This window comes from Ligilactobacillus agilis, assembly GCF_025311475.1.
In the GTDB taxonomy this organism is placed as follows: Bacteria; Bacillota; Bacilli; order Lactobacillales; family Lactobacillaceae; genus Ligilactobacillus; species Ligilactobacillus agilis.
On sequence record NZ_CP104397.1, the window covers coordinates 851,166 to 870,443 of the forward strand.

Below are 19,278 nucleotides of genomic sequence, written 5' to 3' on the forward strand. Positions count from 1 at the left end.
CTTCATTTTGATATAAATGAAAAGTGAAACCAGTTACAAAATCATAAAAAATTATCGATTTAAAGGTAAGTTAGCATGATAAAAGACAAAATTGACACAAAAAATGCGGCACAAAGTACAATTAGTAGGGCCCACAGAATCTGACCAATGATGGTGATGAAAAGGCTAAGGGCTCCCAGTGCCAGTAAGATTAGGCCACAAATTTTTAAAACGCCCCCTAAGGTCGGGGTGCTTTCAGGGTGAAAGACTAAAAAGGGCTTACGTTGGTGGCCAAGTAAGTAGCCGCCCATAAAAAGTAAGATGGAACTGACAATGATTAATAAAATAATGGCAAGTATCTTCAAAATCAAAAATCCTTTCAAAAAAATCCAAAAGAAAAGAGCCAATTGCTTGGCTCCCAAAATCCGCTTATGCCGTTAATCATCCCAGTAGTTGCACCCGCTGTCGCAGGAAAATATATCCCTAGCTAGGCTTTTGTTACCCAAGTGAAATGGTCTAACAGCCACCAAGCAAACTCCGGATATCTAAGTCGTAAGTGTTCGGTCAACCATACGTAAAGGATAAGGCGTACACAGCAGATTTACTACCATCATCATAACATAGCTTTCAAACAAATTCAAACTACTTTGAAAGCGTTAACTAAAAGGGCGACCTTGTGCCTGACACAGTTTTAAGTACTGTTCCTTTAAGGCTTGTTCATAACGGCCGTTATCTTTAGGTTGGTAGTAGTGTTTTTGCTTTAGTTTACTTGGTAAATAGTCTTGTTTTACCCAGTCGTGTAAGTAGTCGTGGGGGTACTTATAATCTACACCCCGGCCGAGCTTAGCTGCCCCTTGATAGTGGCTATCTCTTAAGTGGCTAGGAATCTCACCGTAATTTCCTTTAGCCAAATCCGCTAAGGCAGCATCAATGGCAGTAATGGCGGAATTTGATTTCGGTGAAAGGCACAAATCGATTACGGCCACTGCGAGGGGAATTCTTGCTTCGGGAAAACCAATTTTTTCTGCTGCCGTAACGGCTTGGACGGTTCGGGCTGCCGCCTGGGGATTAGCTAACCCGATGTCTTCGTAGGCGATGGTCAACAACCTGCGACTAATAGAGGGGAGGTCTCCGGCTTCGATTAGACGGCCCATATAATGAAGGGCGGCGTCGGCATCGGAGCCACGAATTGACTTTTGGAAGGCGGAGATAACGTCATAATGGGCATCGCCATCCTTATCGTGAACCAGGGCCTTTTTTTGAACACATTCTTCAATTACACCCAGGTCGATGGTAATTAGGCCGTCAGCAGCCGGCGGCGTCGATTTAGCCGCTAGTTCTAGGCCGTTTAAAGCGCTCCTTAAATCGCCATGGGTGACTTGGCTTAAATGCTCTAGCGCCTCTGGGGTTAAGTTAATCTTAAGTTTGCCTAGGCCGTTTTTCTCATCGGTCAAAGCTCGGTTGATGGCTATTTTGACGTCTGCCGGGCTTAAAGGTTTGACTTCAAAGATTTGGGTCCGGCTGCGGATGGCTGGGTTGATTGAGATGTAGGGATTTTCGGTTGTCGCACCCACGAGAATAATCCGGCCACTTTCTAAGTGGGGTAAGAGGAAGTCTTGCTTAGGTTTGGTTAAGCGGTGAATTTCGTCTAAAAGTAAGATGACGGTGCCAGACATTTTGGCCTCCAAGACAACTTGTTCTAACTCCTTTTTAGAATCGGTGGCGGCGTTTAAAGTCCGAAAAGCGTATTTAGTTGAGCCGGCAATCGCGCTAGCAATGCTGGTTTTACCGGTTCCAGGAGGGCCGTATAAAATCATCGAGGATAGAAGCTTGGCTTCCACCATCCGGCGAATAATTTTACCTGGCCCCACTAAGTCAGCTTGCCCGACGACGTCTTCAATTTTTTGCGGGCGCATACGGTAGGCGAGTGGTTGCAAACAGGTCACTTCCTTTTGAGAATTTACTTATTATTTTAGCATAGCTTGGCTAAATCTGTTACTGACTTGCTTTACTATGGTTTTAGCTTTCTTTATAATAAGAGAAAAGAATAGCGAGGGATGATTTTGTGCAAGTAGATGCAATCGGAAACCAAATCCAAATTGATAATTTAACGGATGTCTTAGAAAATATCTCCTACCAATTAACTAAAAATGTTGAAGTTTTAGAGGCTAATGGTCAGTGGCTGAAAGCTGATAGCCTAAAAGAAAACCAGTACCTAAAGCAAAACCGCCACAGTGTCAGTCTAACAACTAATCCTAATTTAAACTTAGCTGAGCTTAAAAGCGAATTAAGGTTACTCACTGAGACCTTAAATAAGCAATTAACGAGGGGCCAAAAGGTATTTCCTTTTAGTCAGGCAAGTAAAAAACACCACGGTAGACAGCCGGGTTATAGTCTGAAAGTAGTTTTACCAGAAAATTTATTTAAATTGCTGTATACAAGTAAATTTAAGGAAACCAAGATTGATTACCTTAGTTTTCGTAACCAGGTCTACCTAAAATTAGCCCAACAATTAGTGGCTAAGCGTGCTTACATGACTTATCTTTTTGGGGCCACACCCTTTGCTTGGCAAGAAGGGGTTAGTGAAGAATTAAGCTCCCCAAAAAGAAGTGTGACTAACAGCTTAAACCAAGTCGAATTAAAGGAAGCTAATGCCCTAGATTACCTTAACCTGGAAAGCTATCTAGCAAGTAAAAGCAGTGCTAGTTTAACGAGCGATAATGTTAATTTGAATTTAATCGAAATTGATGGCAAGCAGACGATTGAAGCCTTACAAATCACAGGCCTTGATTTTAATCCCGTCAGCGAAACCTTAATCGAAGGACCCGCTTTAGAATTTTTAAATGTCTGTCTAGGTTATTTCTTAATGACCGAAGGAATCGGGGCGGAGGATTTAAAGGCAAGTTTGAGCCAGGCCCGGGCATTAAATCAAACCGTGGCTTCCGAAAATCCATTTGCCCCCAGTGTGGTTGCCGGTGAGTTACGCAAGTTTTTAGAGGAATTAAATCACTTTGCGAGCGCCTATTACTATCCAGGTTGGCAGCCAGCCTACACTAAGTTAAGAAAACGACTTGCTGATCCTAAGGCTAGTCTAAGTGCTAGCTTACTTAGGGCGCAAGGCGAGGCTGATTCTTTATACAGTCTGGCCTTAAGTGGGGACTTTAAAACTGAAACAGGTAAGCAAACGTTAAGTTACGAACTCCAAACAATGCTTACAGCCGTGATTATGACTAACCATAAGTTTCGAATTTTAAACCAGGAGCTAAGCCTCGTTCAAATTGATGAGACCATCTTACAAGCCGGGCTTAAAACCAAGGAAAATAGTGCCTTGTTGGAAGCAATGTGGGCAAATAAGCAGGTAAGTAAGCAACTAGTTTCTGCTGGAGGCTTTGAGACCTTAAAGGCTTGGCAGGTCAAGAGTCTGCAAGAACTAGAGACCTTAGCGCCTAAGTTAGCTGATAAGGCCCTTGCAATTAAGAGTGTCAGTGACCAAGCTGCTAAAGCCAGCCGACTCTTTAGATTGCCTCCTAGTTCAAAGCAGTTAAAGGCCAGTGTTCAAGCCGTGTTGAAGGAGCAAAAGCAAGCCCTCCTTGAACAAGTGGCTCCTGGTTCTACCTACCGGGCGTTAATTATCAAGGGTAAGCTGGTTAGTTTAGTTGAACGGATTCCAGCTAACGTAGTCGGTAATGGCCGGGCTAGCTTAAAGGAATTAATCGCAAGTAAGCACTTAATTTTGGGGCCAGTAGAACGTGAAACCTTGGCTAGCCAGGGAATAGGGTTAAATGATGTAATTGCTCGGGGAATTCAAGTGCTCTTACGTTATGATGCAACTGAGAATACGGGGGCCAGTCAAGTGGAAAGTTTGGCCGACCTAGATGAATCCTACCGTACTGCGATTGAAAAAATCGCTCAGATTTTAGGCATGAGTGAAGGGCAAATTGACTTAATTATCCCTAATATCTACCAAGCTTATCAACAAGAGCCAGGGCAGTTATACTTCTTGGGGGCCCACCGGCAAATTAACCTTGCCTTACACTTGCAGGTGTTAATGGCTGCTAATAAAGACTTACCGGCTACAATCTTAGATAAATTATTAAAAGCTAACTAAAAAAGAGGCGCACTCCTGATGGGGGTGCGCCTCTTTTTAGTCAAATAACTTCTGCCAAAAACTAGGGTGACTAGGCTTTATTGGTGCAGTTTCTTCCTGCGGATACTTTTCAGCAACGTCAATGACTTCAACGTGTAGGGCTTGACTTGGGCTAGCCAAAACTAAGGCATAGGGACTAGGGTTTTGACTAGCTTCGTCTGCCTTTAAAACCGTTTTTAACTCGTGTTGGCTAGCAAAACTGAGGAGTTTGTTTAGAGGTGTTTCGTTTAAGTCGCTCCTAATTGCCAACTGGTAGTCGGGGTGGGCTAGCATTTCATCTTTAAGTCGCGCCAGGTAAAAATCACTTTGGGCTTGGTCGTATGTTAGCGTCAGGCTAACGCGTTCCCTAAAGGTGCCGAGATAGCGTCTTTGCTCATCTGGCTTTAAGTGGGAGGTGCCGGCTAAGCTTTGGGTGAGGCGGTCTTCTAGTTGATCTGACATAAAACCATCCTTTCTATCAAAAAATGGGCCAAGAACAGCTCTTGACCCATTAATACTAAAAATTAAAGTTTGTTGTAGTATTCAACAACTAAGGCTTCGTCGATGTTTGCATCTAATTCATCACGTTCTGGTAAACGAACAAGTGAACCAGACATTGTGTTTTCATCAAATGAAACGAATGGTGCGCGCCCAACAACTGCTTCTAAAGCTTCCTTAACAACAGTTAAGTCCTTTGAACGTTCACGCAATGAGATAACTTGGCCTGGTGTTACTTCGTATGAAGGGATATCAACACGCTTGCCATCAACAGTGATGTGGCCGTGGTTAACTAATTGACGAGCTTGACGACGAGTAGTAGCTAAACCTAAACGGTAAACTACGTTGTCTAAGCGACGTTCCAAAAGAATCATGAAGTTGTCACCGTGCTTACCTTCGCGGATCTTACCAGCCTTCTTGAAAAGGTTAGCAAATTGACGTTCTGAAACACCGTAAGTCATGCGAAGCTTTTGCTTTTCGCGTAATTGTAAACCGTATTCTGAAAGTTTACGACGGTTGTTTTGACCGTGTTGACCTGGTGCGTATGGACGACGAGCTAATTCTTTACCTGTACCGGAAAGAGAAATACCTAAACGGCGTGAAACTTTCCAGCTAGGACCTGTATAACGTGACATTAAAAATTCCTCCAATAATTGTTTTGGAGTAAAATAATCCTTGTAAGTTTAGTATTCGTGCAGTTTATTTTGCGAGTTCACCCTTGCAGCCGAAGGGTTACTAACCGAACCAATTGGCAATAAACTGTTGACGAGCTTACCACTTACTGCTGCATTATTTTACACAAACGTTAGAATAACAAGAAGTGCTTGCTTTGTCAAGTCTTTTAGAGATGTTTTGCTAAAGCTTGTTCAAATTCGGCCAAAACGGCTTCATCTGCTTGACTAAAACGGTCTAGACTAGGTGAATCAATGTCTAAGACACCGATTAAGTCACCGGCTGCGTTGTGTAATGGAAGAACGATTTCGGAATTACTTGCTGAATCGCAGGCAATATGGCCGGCAAATTCATGGACGTTGGCTACCCGTAGCACTTCCTTGTTGGCAAAAGCCGTACCACAGACACCTTGACCAACTTTGATATGCATGCAGGCTACCTTACCTTGGAAGGGACCGAGAATTAATTCAGCAGCGTCAGCTTGATAAAGGTAAAAACCAACCCAGTTAATATCTGTTAGGCTATCATTTAAGAGGGCGGATGCATTGGCTAGGTTGGCCATTTGGTTTGTTTCCCCAGTTAAAAGGGCATCGATTTGTTGTGCAAGTAGTGATTGAGTCATAAAAATTCACCCCAAGATTAAGCTTTTTTACTATAGAAGATATGTTATAATCTATATATTAGGATATTGTATACTGCTTTTAATTTATGGGCAATAAATATGTTTTATAAGTGCAGAATAATTTGTGAAGGATGGGATTGTGATGGTAGCAGCTTTAGTAGCAATCGTTGTTTTGGCGGTTGTCATATACTTAGGGGCACTATATTTTCAAAGACTTAATAATGCAAGGATTAGTGCCATTGAAGATATTACTGCCAAGATAGAAGCTAATTCGCAAGAAGACGAGCTAGCTGCTATCAGTAAATTAAATTTGACCGGGGAAAGTTTGGCGGCCTTTGAAGAACTAGATAAGTCTTACCGGGCCTTAATCAACCGGGAATTACCGTTTTTAGTTGAACGCTTAAAAGACGTTAAGGAGGCCAATCAGCACTTTAGTTTTCCTACAGTTAAGTCAGATTTGGAAACGCTTGAAGCTAAGGGGACAGCTGCTAACATGGCCTTTACTAAGATTATCAAGCAGATTAAACAAATCAAACAACAAACTGACCAACATCAACAAAATATCGACAGCCTGCAGACCAAGTATCAAGAAATTCGTAAGAAATTATTGGCCAAGAATTTTTCCTATGGGCCGGCAATCACGCGCTTAGAAGCAGCTTTAGCTGATTTGGAAAAGGATTTTAAAGAATATGAAAATATTGCCGAAAATGGTGATTACGTTAAGGCTGATAAGGCTTTAGCCAAATTAAAAGATGACACCAAAACACTAGAAGTGGCGTTAAAGCAGATTCCGCCTATTTATCAAAAACTACATAACGTTTACCCAGACCAACTAACAGACTTAAAGGATGCCTTAGCTAAGATGCAGGAAGAAAAGTACCTCTTTAAAGAGGATATGACGGCTAAGTTGGCGGACTTAGATCAACAAAGCCAGGCGTTGACCACAGCTTTAACCAAGTTAGACTTGGAAACGGCGAAGCTATTAGAAAAAGAGCTCGGCCACCAGATTGAAGCAGCCTACACTGTTTTTGAAGAAGAGTATACCGCGCGCGAAAAGGTCGAAGCTAAGACCAAGTTCTACGCAGATTTTATCGAGCATGCAGAAAAACAAGAACGGCGCTTATCGTTAGAATTGGATCGCCTGGGGCAAAATTACACCTTAAACAATGATGAAAAGGCAAGGGAGCGCCAGTTAGCTGAACAATTAAAAGAAATTCACGCAGCCTATACTAGTTACCAAGCGGCCCTAATGACTGACGGGGTTATTTATAGTCAAATTTGGCAACAAATGGAACAAGCTTTTAATGACTTAAAGACCATCGAAGAGGAACAAGGCCGGATTAATGATGGGGTCGCTAACTTATGGAAGGAAGAAAAGCAGGCCTGGGAGGCTGTTAACCAGTTTAACTTGGATTTGGCCAAGTACCGGCGCGATTTAGAAAAATTGAACTTGCCGGGGCTACAAACCGAATACCTTGACTACTACTACCGGGTTAAGGATGAAGTAGAGGCTGTTTACCAATCATTAGACCACGTTAAAATTGACATGGCTGCGATTACCAAGGATTTAATAGATACGCAGGCCGATTTAGATGTCTTAGAAGAAAAGACCAAGGATATTGTCGACAGTTCGAGCCTCACGGAAGAAATGCTCCAATATTCTAACCGGTATCGTAATCGTTATCCGGAGGTGGCGCAAGCATACCAACAGGCTAAGAAGCTCTTTAGCGAAGACTATGATTACGTAGCGGCTTTAGATACGATTGCCCAAGCGGTCGATAAAGTGGAACCGGGAGCTTATGACAAGGTCAGCGCTCGTTATCATAAGCGCCAACAGGGGTGATTAAGATGGCCAAACCCAAGGTAGCATTTATTTGCGTCCATAATTCCTGTCGCAGTCAGATTGCAGAGGCCTTAGGCAAATTACTAGCTTCCGAAGTATTTGAGAGCTATTCGGCTGGGACGGTTAAAACAGCCTTAAATCCAGATGCTGTGCGATTAATGAGGTCTAAGTATCAGCTGGATTTGACGCAAAGCCAAACTTCTAAAACACTAGCGGCTTTACCAGCAGTAGACATTGTGATTACAATGGGCTGTAATGTAAGTTGTCCAGCGCTTCCCTGTCGTTATCGCGAAGATTGGGGGATAAGTGATCCCACCGGCAAAGACGACGCGACCTTTGAGGCAGTTATCGCTACAATCGAAGCTAAGGTACGCCAGTTAGCTAGGCGGATAACGGCCGGTGAATTTGAGAATGATGTTTAAAGGGACATAAGTTAGTGACTAGCTTTACTAAGTTGTGTCCTTTCTTCTTGCCAATTTACTTATTTCTAGTTAGAATGTGTTATGACTCTGATAAGAATAGATGAGAAGGTAGATTATGATTTATTTTGATAATAGTGCTACAACCAAGGTAGCACCGGCAGTATTAGAGACCTACACAAAGGTTAGCCAACAAATTTGGGGTAACCCCTCTTCTTTACACAAGATGGGGGAGCAGGCCTACCTTTTGTTAGAACAAGCGCGTAAGCAAATTGCCGATTTACTGGGGGTAATGCCAGGTGAAATTTTCTTCACTAGTGGCGGCACTGAAGGAGATAACTGGGTCATTAAGGGGACGGCCTTTGAAAAACGCCACTTTGGTAACCACCTGATTACTTCCCAAGTTGAGCACCCAGCGGTTTTAAACACTATGGCCCAACTAGAAAGACTAGGTTATGAGGTAACTTACCTCCCAGTCGATAAAAACGGGCAGGTTAACCCGGCTGATTTAAAGGCCGCCTTGCGTAAGGATACCATCCTAGTATCTATTATGGCGGTTAACAATGAGGTGGGGGCAATTCAACCGCTAAGAGAAATTGCTGCCATCCTGGAGGATTATCCACGGGTTCATTTTCATGTCGACGCAGTCCAATCCTTAGGTAAGGGTTTAGGTGAGCTTCTTTCCCTAGACCGGATTGACTTTTTGACCTTTTCGGGTCACAAGTTCCACGCCCCCCGCGGGATTGGTTTTATCTACGCTAAGGCTGGCCGGAAATTGGCTGCCTTAATGGCTGGGGGCGGCCAAGAACAAAACCAACGCTCTGGGACCGAAAACCTGCCAGCTATTGCAGCCATGGCTAAGGCTATTAGGTTGTTATTGACGGATGAAGAGGCAAAGGTTGCCAAGCAACAAGCGGTCAGAAAGATGATTTATGATCACTTGGCTAAGTTTGACAAGGTAACCATTTTTTCACAGCTGACACCTAACTTTGCCCCGCATATTTTATGCTTTACGATTGATGGGGTTAGGGGGGAAACTATCGTTCACGCCTTTGAAGAATTTGGAATTTATATTTCAACTACCAGTGCCTGTTCATCCAAGAAGAGGACAATTTCTGGGACTTTGGCGGCAATGAAGATTCCTGAAAAAATTGCCACCTCAGCCGTACGAATCAGCCTGGATGAAGCTAATAACGACAAAGAGGCTGCGGAATTCATTAAGGCTTTTGACATTTTATACAAACGCTTTGCAAAAATTAATTCATAAGTAGAAAGGGTATGACGATGCAATACACTGAAATTATGGTTCGCTATGGCGAGCTTTCAACTAAGGGTAAAAACCGGCGGAACTTCATTGACCGTCTGGCTACTAATGTGCGCCAAAGTTTTCATGATTTTCCTAACTTGGTAATTAAGGCCCACAGAGACCGGATGCACATGCACTTAAATGGTGAGGATGCAGACCAGGTAATGGCACGGCTCCGCCAAGTCTTTGGGATTCAAAACTTTTCTCCTTCGATTAAGGTTGACCGGAACATGGAAGAAGTCAAAAAAGTGGCCGCCCAAATTATGCAAGAAAAGTTTTTTGACGGGATGACCTTTAAGATTAATACCCGTCGCTCGGACCACCGCTTTATGTATGATACTAACGAGATTAATGACATGCTGGGTGGCTACATCTTGGAACACGTTCCTGGAATTAAAGTTAAGATGAAGGACCCCGATATTACTTTGCGGGTAGAAGTCCGCTTAAATGGGATTTTTCTTTCTTACGAAACAATTCAAGGAGCTGGTGGCTTGCCAGTAGGGACTGCTGGTAAGGGAATGTTGATGCTATCTGGTGGGATTGATTCACCAGTAGCCGGTTACCTCGCTTTAAAACGGGGAGTGGACATTGAAATGGTGCACTTCTTTAGTCCGCCTTACACGAGCGAACAAGCTTTGAATAAGGCTAAGGAATTAACCGCCAAGTTAACACCTTATGGGGGCCACATTAAGTTTATCCAAGTACCGTTTACAGAAATTCAAGAAACGGTTAAACACGATGTACCTTCTGGTTACTTGATGACGGTTCAACGGCGCTTCATGTTACGCTTAACTGCAGCGCTTGCGCAAAAACGGCACGGGTTGGCAATCTTTAACGGAGAAGCCTTAGGACAAGTGGCTTCTCAAACCCTTGAAAGTATGGCGGCCATTAATGACGTAACTACCATGCCAGTTTTACGGCCGGTGGTTTCAATGGATAAAAACGAAATTATCAAGATTGCCCAAGATATTGATACCTTTGACTTATCCATCATGCCATTTGAAGATTGCTGTACAATTTTTGCTCCACCTTCACCTAAGACCAAGCCTAAGATTGATAAAGCGCGGGCTTATGAAGCCAAGTTAGATGTTGATGGTTTGATTGAGCGAGCTTTGGCTGGAGTTGAAATCACTGAAATCAAGATTGGCAATACCTTCTTGAACCAGGAAGAAGAATCTTTTGCCCAATTGCTATAAAAGCTTGACGGCGGAGTGATTGACGTCTAAAATACTTTTATAAGCATTGAACAAGAGCAACCAAGAACTAGGTAACTTCCAGAAAAAAGTCCATTAGCTGCGAGGACTTAGTTATCATCTTGGTTGGTAGCTTGGGAGCTGTTAGCCTGAAAGTTTAGTAGGGTTAGCCGGATATCTATTCGTTAACTAGAAACAAGTGGGGCATAAAAGCCCAATTTAGGTGGTACCACGGCACTGTCGTCCTAAGTCGGATGGCAGGGCCGTTTTTTTATTGCCCAAGAAAGGAAGATCAAGATGGCTAAAGAAATGTCAACTAAATACGATCCTAGTCAAGTTGAACCAGGACGTTACCAAAAGTGGGTTGAAGCAGGTCTATTCAAGCCAAACGCTGATAAAAATGCTCACCCTTACTCAGTCGTAATCCCCCCTCCAAACGTAACGGGTAAGTTACACTTGGGGCATGCCTGGGATACGACCTTACAAGATTTAATTATTCGTCAAAAACGGATGCAAGGTTTTGATACCTTATGGTTACCAGGGATGGACCACGCTGGGATTGCTACTCAAGCTAAAGTTGAAGCCCGCCTAGCCGAAGACGGAATTTCCCGTTACGACTTGGGGAGAGAAAAATTCGTTGATAAGGTATGGGAATGGAAGGGCGAATACGCCGACATTATTCATAACCAGTGGGCTAAATTAGGCTTGTCCTTAGATTACGACCGGGAACGCTTTACCCTTGATGAAGGTTTATCTAAAGCTGTACGCAAGGTCTTTGTTTCCCTTTACAAGAAGGGTTTAATTTACCGGGGCGAATACATCATCAACTGGGATCCTAAGGCGCGGACCGCTTTGTCTGATATCGAAGTTATTCATAAAGACGACAAGGGTGCCTTCTACCACGTCAAGTATCCATTTGCTGACGGGACAACCTTTAATGGCAAGGACTACATCGAAATTGCCACCACCCGTCCAGAAACCATGATGGGGGATGTGGCTGTAGCGGTTCACCCTGATGACGAACGTTACAAAGATATTGTAGGTAAGACCTTAGTATTGCCACTCCAAGGTCGCCACATTCCAATCATCGCTGACCAATACGTTGATCCAGAATTTGGAACCGGGATGGTTAAGATTACGCCTGCCCATGACCCTAACGACTTTGAGGTTGGTAACCGCCACAACTTGGAACGCATCAACACCATGAATGAAGATGCAACCATGAATGCTAATGCCGGCAAGTATGAAGGCTTAGACCGGTTTGAAGCCCGCAAGGCGATTGTTAAAGACCTAGAAGATCAAGGTTACATGCTCCGGATTGAACCAATTGTCCACTCAGTTGGTCACTCAGAAAGAACTGGGGTCCAAGTTGAAGCCCGCCTATCAACCCAATGGTTTGTTAAGATGAAGCCCTTAGCAGAAGCTGCGCTAGCTAACCAAAAGACAGACGACCGGGTGGACTTTGTTCCTGGCCGCTTTGAAAATACCTTTACTCAGTGGATGGAAAATGTTCATGACTGGGTAATTTCCCGTCAATTATGGTGGGGTCACCAAATTCCAGCTTGGTACAATAAGCAAACTGGGGAAACTTATGTTGGCGAAGAAGCTCCGAGCGACATTGAAAACTGGGAACAAGATACTGATGTGTTAGATACTTGGTTCTCAAGTGCTTTATGGCCATTTTCAACAATGGGTTGGCCAGATGAAAAGGCCCCTGACTTTGAACGCTACTTCCCAACTAACACCTTGGTAACAGGTTATGACATCATCTTCTTCTGGGTTTCCCGGATGATTTTCCAATCATTGGAATTTACTGGTCGCCGGCCGTTTAAGCACGTTTTAATCCACGGGTTAATTCGGGATGAACAAGGGCGCAAGATGAGTAAGTCCCTTGGAAACGGGATTGATCCAATGGATGTCATCGATAAATACGGAACGGATGCCTTGCGGTGGTTCTTAACTAATGGTTCCACTCCTGGCCAAGATATTCGCTTCTCTTACACTAAGATGGACTCAGCTTGGAACTTCATCAACAAAATTTGGAACGCTAGTCGCTTCGTAATCATGAACCTAGCTGATGACACCAAGCCTGTCTTACCTCCTAAGAGCGAATGGCAATTAGCCGATAAGTGGATTTTAAACCGTTTGAACCAGACTGTTGCTGAAGTTACCCGCTTATTTGACAACTTTGAATTTGGGGAAGCGGACCGGGCCCTTTATAACTTCATTTGGAATGACCTTTGTGACTGGTACATCGAAATGGCTAAGGAAAACCTTTACGGTGACAATGCTAAGTTAAAGGCTAACACCCAAAATATTTTGTGCTACGTCTTAGATCAAACCTTACGCTTGATGCACCCAATCATGCCATTTGTTACCGAAGAAATTTGGTTAAGCATGCCTCATGATGGGCAATCATTGGTAACGGCAGCTTACCCAGTCTTTAAGGAAGAATTGGTTGACGAAGATGCTGACCGGCAAATGAGTGTCTTGATTGAATTAATTAAGGCGGTTAGAAATACCCGGGCTGAAGTTAATGCCCCAATGTCTTCTGCAATTGACTTGTTGATTAAGACCAAGGATGAAGAAGTTAAGGCCATGTTAGAAGCTAATAAGGACTACCTTGACCGTTTCTGCCATCCAAAGGAATTACAAATTAGTGCTGACGTAACTGCACCTAAGCTAGCAATGACTTCTGTTATTACTGGCGCCGAAGTCTACATTCCGTTAGGTGACTTAATTGATCTTAAAGAAGAAGTCGCTCGGCTTCAAAAGGAAGAAACTAAGTTAGTGGCGGAAGTAACTCGGGCCCAAAAGAAATTGGGCAACGAACGGTTTGTAGCCAATGCTCCTGCCGAAGTAGTTAATGCTGAAAAAGGAAAATTGGCTGACTACCAAGCTAAATTAGATGCAACTAAGGAGCGGATTGCCACCTTAGCTAAGGAAGCTTAATAATGATAAAAGTCCCGTTAACCTAACGAATGTTAGGCTAACGGGACTTTATGCTACTTACTTATTTGTTTCAATCGTAACCTTAATCCCCTTGGCTTTACCATCAAGGATGTCTAGGATAGCAGTGACTACTCGTAAACCATAGCGAAGAACTAAGGTGGTGAGGCGGAGTGCTAACTTCATGCTCATCCCAGCTAAAGTTAGGCTTAAGGCGGTCGCGTTTAAAAAGAAGCGACTGCCTTTTTCTTTAACTAAACGGAGAAAAACAGAGTCTTGACCGGTTTGTCTCAGGTAACTAGCCACCTTGTAAGCTTCGTCATACATTTCTTGTTCAAATTTGGATTGTGCCATAAAAATCCCTCCCGCGCTTTTTTCTTTAGCATAAGCGCGGGAGGGCTGAATGTCAACTTATTTTAATTTAGTGAGACGGTTAGCTACAATCAAGGTGATGATGGCTTTTAAGGTGTCGCCAGGAATAAAGGCTAGGTTAGCCAAAAGTGATTTTAAAATTGGCATGTGGCTATAAACTGCTAGGTAAATTGCACCAAAGGCATCAATGAACAAGACCCCAAACAGCCAAATCACCACAAATTGAAAGATGATACTTTGCTTAGGTAACTTGGCTAAGCAAAGGGCAATTAAAGCAGGGACAAAGAGCCAGGCAATCACGTAACCAGCGGTTGGCCCAACCAAGACCCCTTGGGTATTAACACCAGAAAAGGCGGGGAGAATAATCCCAATTAAAAATAAGAGCAAGATTGAAATCGTGCCGTCCTTAGCCCCTAAGATAACCCCGGCTAACATCACCCCTAAATTTTGCAGGACGATTGGGACTGGAATAAAGCCCAAGGGAATTGGTGGTAGGAAGCCTAAAACAACGACTACAGCCGTAATTAAGGCAATTTTAGTTAAACGAATGGCAGTAATATTAGTGCTACGAGTCATAAACATCCTCTTTTCTTAACTTATGCTTTGAAATAAATCTGGTGATGGAAGTGACAGTTAGGATTAAAAGCAGCCTGGCAATATGGACAATTCCCAAGTAGGTATTGACTTTTGCTTAAAAGGCAGGAACAGTTGCCACATAAGACGGGGTAGGGTTCACTTGAACTGCTAGCTACAAAATGATGGTCGGCAACTTCATCGTGGCAGCGGTAGCAGGCGTAGTATTTTTGGCAGGCGGCACACTTTAAGGCCACAATATCTAATTGGCTGTGGTAGTGGCGACAACGTCCAGCCTGGTCGGTTAAGGCCCCGTAAATTTTAATCATTAGCATCACCTCCATGCAGTTATCATAAACTAACGTAGATTTATTGTCAACCCGAAACATATTTAAAGTTAACAATAGCTAAAAGCGAACATATTTTCATTTCACGCTTGGATGGTGTATAATTTTAAGTAGAAATTTTATTTTGCGGGGTGAAGTTCGTGAAGGTCTTACACACAGCCGATTGGCATATCGGTAAGAAATTATATGAATACGATTTATACGCGGAGCAAGTAGCAGCCTTTGAACAGATTCGACAAATTGCGCGCCAAAAAAAGGTTGACGCAGTTGTAATTGCCGGCGACCTTTATGACCGGAGTGTTCCGAGCGAAGAGGCGGTGTCCGTCTTAAAACAGATGCTAGTTAAGTTAAATATTGAAGACAAACTACCCCTGCTAGCTATTAGTGGCAACCATGATTCTGCCCGGCGGTTAGGGGTTGGCGATGAGTGGTTTGAACATAACCAGTATTTTTTAAAAACGGAATTAGGGATAGACGCGAAGGGGCGGCGGACCTTAGAGCCGGTGGAGCTAGACAACTGCCAGTTTTTCTTGGTGCCTTACTTTAACCCTAAGGCCAGTCGCGCTTATTTTGAAGATGATAGCATTAGTACTATGGCGCAGGCAATGGCTAAAGTTGTGGCCGAATGTGAGAGTTACTTTAAGCCAGGGTTGGCCCATATCTTGGTGGGCCACTGCTTTGTAGCTGGCTCCAGCCGCGAAGACTCTGAGGTTAGTTCAACTGTCGGGGGCTTAGACGAAGTGCCGGCTTCTTTATTTAAAAATTTTGATTATGTTGCCTTAGGTCACCTACATAACCACCAAGCCTTATTGGCAGATAACGCGCGCTATGCTGGCTCCCCGGTGAAGTTTTCCTTGTCAGAGTTAACTAATCAAAAGGGAGTCTACATTTATGATACAGAGACCAACGACCGGGAATTTGTCCCCCTGAAAGATCCGACGCCGATGGTTTCACTAACAGGCAGTCTAGATGAACTCTGTCAACCAGCTAAGTATAATGAAGTGGCTGATCAAGCCTTTGTTTTTGTCAATTTGACCGACCGCCAGGTGATTGCTAATTTAGTCGAAAAGTTACGGGCTTGCTATCCCCGGTTAGTACATATTGAACGGCAAAATGGCTTGGAAGGTATCGTCCAAACCCCAAGCGTTGAGTTGCTAAAGGAGGCAAACAGTCCCCTAAAGATGACGGCGGCCTTTTTTGAACAAACCCAGGGGCTGACTTTAAGTGCCAACCAAAAGGATTACCTAGCCCAACTACTAGCAGAAATCGAGGAAGAATAATGAAACCACTAAAACTAATCTTAAAAAATTTTGGTCCTTACCTAGACGAAGAAATAGATTTTACCCGCTTTGAAGCCAGCCCGCTTTTTTTGATAAATGGTAAAACGGGTAGCGGGAAGACAACAATTTTTGATGCAATGACCTACGCCCTTTATGGCACCACTTCCGCCGCTGGAAAAACCGGGCGTGATGCCAAGGAGATGCGGTCTAAGTTTGCGGATGCTAAGGCTCAAACTAAGGTTAGCTTGACCTTTAGCCACCAGGGAAAAGTGTATCAGGTCGAACGGAGTATGAAGGAAAAAAAGACTGCTACTACCCTGGACACCAAGGTCGAGTTGAGCTTAATCGAACCTAAGCCGGCTAAACTGTTAGCTGCTAAAACTAGGGAAGTTGAGCGGCAGGTTACTGCTTTGATTGGACTAGATGCCAAGCAATTCAGCCAGGTAATTGTTTTACCCCAAGGGGAGTTTGATAATTTCTTAAAAGCTGATGCCAACCAAAAAGAAGCACTCCTAGAGCATTTTTTTGATACCGCAATCTATAAGCGCCTAGAAGAAAAGTTATTGGCCCAAAGTAAGGAATTAGAGGCTCAGTTGGAAAGCAGTAACCAGCTAATTAATAATCAGCTAGCAGCATACCCGGAATATGAGGTAAAAACGGCCCCGGAATGGCTAGCTAAAGTCACTGAGACTCTGGCAGCGTTAGAGGAAAGTAGTCAGCAAGAAGCTAGTGTGATTACCGGGCTGGAAGATAAGCAAACCAAGCTTAACCAACAGTTAGGCTTTCAAGAGCAGTTACACGCCCAGCTAGAAGCTAAGGAGACGTTAGTTAAAAGGCAGACCGAACTAGCAGCTACGCAAGCCGAGTTTGAGGCTAACAAGACCCGCTTAGATCAGCTCACCTGGGCTAAAGACCAGCTGAGTAACTGGCAATTATTCCAACAAAATCAAAGGGAGTTAGCAACTTTAAAGGAGCGGCACCAAAAAGAAGAGTTAACTCAAGGTGATTTGCAAGCTCAGTTAGCTGCCTTAGACCAACAGGCGCCAGCAGTTGCCAAAAATACTGCCGACTTGCAAGCTTTACGCCAAAAGGTTAGCTACTTAAAAGAAATTGAACCCCACTACGAAGCCTATGTAAATAAGCAATCCCAGCAACTAGCTTTAAAGCAAAACCTAACCAGTAAGCAGATTCACTATACTGACTTACAAGCTGACCTAAAAGCCGCCCAAACAACCGAACAAGCACTCCGCCAGCAAATCAGTAACCTTCCTGACCTTAAGCAACTTCAGGAAGAATTTTATCGAACTGAGCGCCAGCTAGCTAACCTGACTCAAGAGCGGACTTCGCTAACAAAGCTTTACCAGGCTTACTTAGACGCCCAGGCTAAGCTGACTAATACCAAAGAAGCACTGGCTAGTAAAAAAGCCAAGTTAGCGGTGGCTAAGGAAAAATTCACCACCTTAGACCAGGAATATACCAGCTTGCAGATTGTCCGCTTAACCCAGAAGTTGCAACCGGGCCAGCCTTGTCCAGTCTGCGGGGCTTTAGACCACCCGTTAGTTAGCCAGGGTCAGGTGGCCGACTTAGCTAAAGTTAAGCAGGTTGAAGGTGACTTGGAACAAGCCCAAGCAGACTTAACTAGCCTTCAAAGCGATTATAATCAGCTTGAAGGCCGGCTTAAAGTCCAAAAGCAAACTCATCTTGCTGCTCAAGCCGACTATCAAGCAGAGCTCAAGCAGGTGTTAGCCAACCATGGTTTGCAAGCAGGGGGGGAGTTAAAGCAGTTAGCAAATCAGTTCCAAGTCCAAAAGCAGCACTTAGAGTCAAACCTCAAGGCGGCCAGTGCTAGGGAAGCAGAACTAAAGGCTAAGCAAGCTGACAGTCAACAAAAAATTGACCAGTTAAACTTAAAATTAGAGCAAGCCCAAGCCGCGGTTACTCAGGCTCAACAAGATTTTCAAGCAGTTAATGACGAGTTAATCGGACTAAAGGCCAAGTTAGCTCCTGATTACCAAACCAAAGACCAAGTCCTTAGTGAACGCCAAAAACTAGAGTTAAGGTGTGCGCAACTAGACCAAGAGCTAACTAACTTTGAGCGTAACAAAAATCAAGTGAAAGAAGCGCTCCTAACCACTAAGACTAACCTTTCTAATCTGGAAGAAAACTTAGTTAAGACGCAAACTCAAGTCGCTAACTATCAGACCAGCCTAAAAGCTGCTATCGCCCAAGTTAACTTTGTGTCTAATTTTGATGACATAGGCTATTTGCTTAGTCACGCGGCTGAAAGCGAGGCTTTAAAAGCCCAGGTAACTGCTTACCAAAATGAGGTCAAATCAGTAACTGAGCAGCTGGCGGCAATAGAAAAACAATTAGCAGGCGTAACGGTCTTAGATTTAGAAGAACTAAGGGATAAGCTAGCCACAGTAAAACAAGACTTGCAAGTAAAAAGGACTGCTTTAGAGGAAGTAACACGGAAAAAAGAACGGCTGCATGATAGTTACGTGCAAGTTAAGCGGGAAGTAAGCAAGAACGAAGCCCTTTTAGCCAAGCTGGACCGCCTAAACCAATTAACGGCTCCAATTAGCGGCAAAGGGGTCGGTAAGATTGACTTACAGCGCTTTGTGCTCCAACAGTATTTCCAAAAAATCTTAGGCAACGCTAACGTTATTTTGCAAACGCTCAGTCAAGACCGCTACCTCTTTCAAATGACGACCACTCAAGCCAAAAGTGGGACCAAGGCGGGGTTGGTCTTAGATGTTGTTGATAAGATTAGCGGTGAGCGAAGGCGGACTCAAACCCTGTCTGGGGGTGAAAGTTTTGTGGCCTCACTAAGTTTAGCGTTAGGCTTGGCGGAGACGATTCAAGCAGAAAATGGCGGGGTTAGAATTGAAGCCCTCTTTATTGATGAAGGGTTTGGGTCCTTAGATACTGACTACCTGGCCCGGGCCCTTGATTACCTGCAGACTAAGGAAGGGGACAGCCGGATGGTGGGCATTATCAGCCACGTTCGCGAACTGCAAGAAAGTATTCCCGACCGCTTAGAGATTAATAACCGCAACGGCAAGAGTACCGTTAGTTACCATTTATAAGGAAGTGAGC

General features: G+C 43.9%; 16 protein-coding genes and 1 other annotated feature. Of the genes, 8 read left to right on the plus strand and 8 right to left on the minus strand.

What is annotated here, in order from left to right; translation table 11 throughout:
* Positions 1–59 precede the first annotated feature (59 nt).
* Complete coding sequence (locus tag N4597_RS04225; protein ID WP_260904807.1) at positions 60–344, minus strand: hypothetical protein; 285 nt, start codon at positions 342–344, stop codon at positions 60–62.
* A gap of 291 nt (positions 345–635) precedes the next feature.
* Complete coding sequence (locus N4597_RS04230) at positions 636–1,916, minus strand: replication-associated recombination protein A (protein WP_260904810.1); 1,281 nt, start codon at positions 1,914–1,916, stop codon at positions 636–638.
* 128 nt (positions 1,917–2,044) lie between these two features.
* Between N4597_RS04230 and N4597_RS04235 the strand changes: the two genes are divergently transcribed.
* Positions 2,045–4,087, plus strand: a complete 2,043-nt coding sequence (locus tag N4597_RS04235) for a hypothetical protein (RefSeq protein WP_260904812.1) — start codon at positions 2,045–2,047, stop codon at positions 4,085–4,087.
* A 36-nt stretch (positions 4,088–4,123) separates the two neighbouring features.
* On the opposite strand, the gene N4597_RS04240 is transcribed toward N4597_RS04235, so the two are convergent.
* The 3 genes from N4597_RS04240 to N4597_RS04250 form a co-directional block, all read right to left on the minus strand.
* A complete protein-coding gene (locus N4597_RS04240) occupies positions 4,124–4,567 on the minus strand; it encodes a YueI family protein (protein ID WP_260904814.1) in 444 nt (147 codons plus the stop codon).
* A gap of 62 nt (positions 4,568–4,629) precedes the next feature.
* The gene (gene rpsD / locus N4597_RS04245) at positions 4,630–5,238 is read right to left on the minus strand and encodes a 30S ribosomal protein S4 (RefSeq protein ID WP_050612044.1); all 609 of its coding nucleotides are present in this window, start codon (positions 5,236–5,238) and stop codon (positions 4,630–4,632) included.
* 206 nt (positions 5,239–5,444) lie between these two features.
* Positions 5,445–5,897 (minus strand): GAF domain-containing protein, encoded by a 453-nt coding sequence (locus N4597_RS04250; protein WP_170091561.1) that lies wholly within the window; start codon positions 5,895–5,897, stop codon positions 5,445–5,447.
* Positions 5,898–6,039: 142 nt separating this feature from the next.
* Here N4597_RS04250 and N4597_RS04255 point away from each other — a divergent pair, with 142 nt between their 5' ends.
* The 5 genes from N4597_RS04255 to N4597_RS04275 all read left to right on the plus strand — a co-directional run bounded on the left by N4597_RS04255 (position 6,040) and on the right by N4597_RS04275 (position 13,610).
* Positions 6,040–7,740, plus strand: coding sequence for a septation ring formation regulator EzrA (locus N4597_RS04255; protein WP_260905209.1), 1,701 nt, complete (start codon positions 6,040–6,042; stop codon positions 7,738–7,740).
* A gap of 5 nt (positions 7,741–7,745) precedes the next feature.
* A complete protein-coding gene (locus tag N4597_RS04260) occupies positions 7,746–8,162 on the plus strand; it encodes an arsenate reductase ArsC (RefSeq protein ID WP_260904817.1) in 417 nt (138 codons plus the stop codon).
* A 115-nt stretch (positions 8,163–8,277) separates the two neighbouring features.
* A complete protein-coding gene (locus N4597_RS04265; RefSeq protein ID WP_260904819.1) occupies positions 8,278–9,426 on the plus strand; it encodes a cysteine desulfurase family protein in 1,149 nt (382 codons plus the stop codon).
* A 17-nt stretch (positions 9,427–9,443) separates the two neighbouring features.
* Positions 9,444–10,661 (plus strand): tRNA uracil 4-sulfurtransferase ThiI, encoded by a 1,218-nt coding sequence (gene thiI / locus N4597_RS04270; RefSeq protein WP_260904821.1) that lies wholly within the window; start codon positions 9,444–9,446, stop codon positions 10,659–10,661.
* Between the two features lie 37 nt (positions 10,662–10,698).
* Positions 10,699–10,909, plus strand: a binding site (T-box leader).
* 46 nt (positions 10,910–10,955) lie between these two features.
* Positions 10,956–13,610, plus strand: a complete 2,655-nt coding sequence (locus tag N4597_RS04275) for a valine--tRNA ligase (RefSeq protein ID WP_260904823.1) — start codon at positions 10,956–10,958, stop codon at positions 13,608–13,610.
* A 57-nt stretch (positions 13,611–13,667) separates the two neighbouring features.
* Here N4597_RS04275 and N4597_RS04280 read toward each other — a convergent pair whose 3' ends face one another.
* Genes N4597_RS04280 through N4597_RS04290 form a run of 3 tightly spaced genes read right to left on the minus strand, consistent with a single transcriptional unit; the run spans position 13,668 to position 14,881 of the window.
* Entirely contained in the window at positions 13,668–13,961 is a 294-nt protein-coding gene (locus N4597_RS04280) for a hypothetical protein (RefSeq protein WP_056977723.1), read from the minus strand.
* Positions 13,962–14,018: 57 nt separating this feature from the next.
* Positions 14,019–14,561 (minus strand): biotin transporter BioY, encoded by a 543-nt coding sequence (locus N4597_RS04285; RefSeq protein ID WP_390892652.1) that lies wholly within the window; start codon positions 14,559–14,561, stop codon positions 14,019–14,021.
* A gap of 14 nt (positions 14,562–14,575) precedes the next feature.
* The gene (locus N4597_RS04290; protein WP_202021444.1) at positions 14,576–14,881 is read right to left on the minus strand and encodes a CHY zinc finger protein; all 306 of its coding nucleotides are present in this window, start codon (positions 14,879–14,881) and stop codon (positions 14,576–14,578) included.
* A gap of 158 nt (positions 14,882–15,039) precedes the next feature.
* Between N4597_RS04290 and N4597_RS04295 the strand changes: the two genes are divergently transcribed.
* Positions 15,040–16,179: an exonuclease SbcCD subunit D gene (locus N4597_RS04295; protein WP_260904831.1), complete on the plus strand. Its 1,140-nt coding sequence runs from the start codon at positions 15,040–15,042 to the stop codon at positions 16,177–16,179.
* Complete coding sequence (locus N4597_RS04300; RefSeq protein ID WP_260904833.1) at positions 16,179–19,268, plus strand: AAA family ATPase; 3,090 nt, start codon at positions 16,179–16,181, stop codon at positions 19,266–19,268. The genes N4597_RS04295 and N4597_RS04300 overlap by 1 nt, the downstream gene beginning before the upstream one ends.
* The last annotated feature ends 10 nt before the right edge of the window (positions 19,269–19,278 follow it).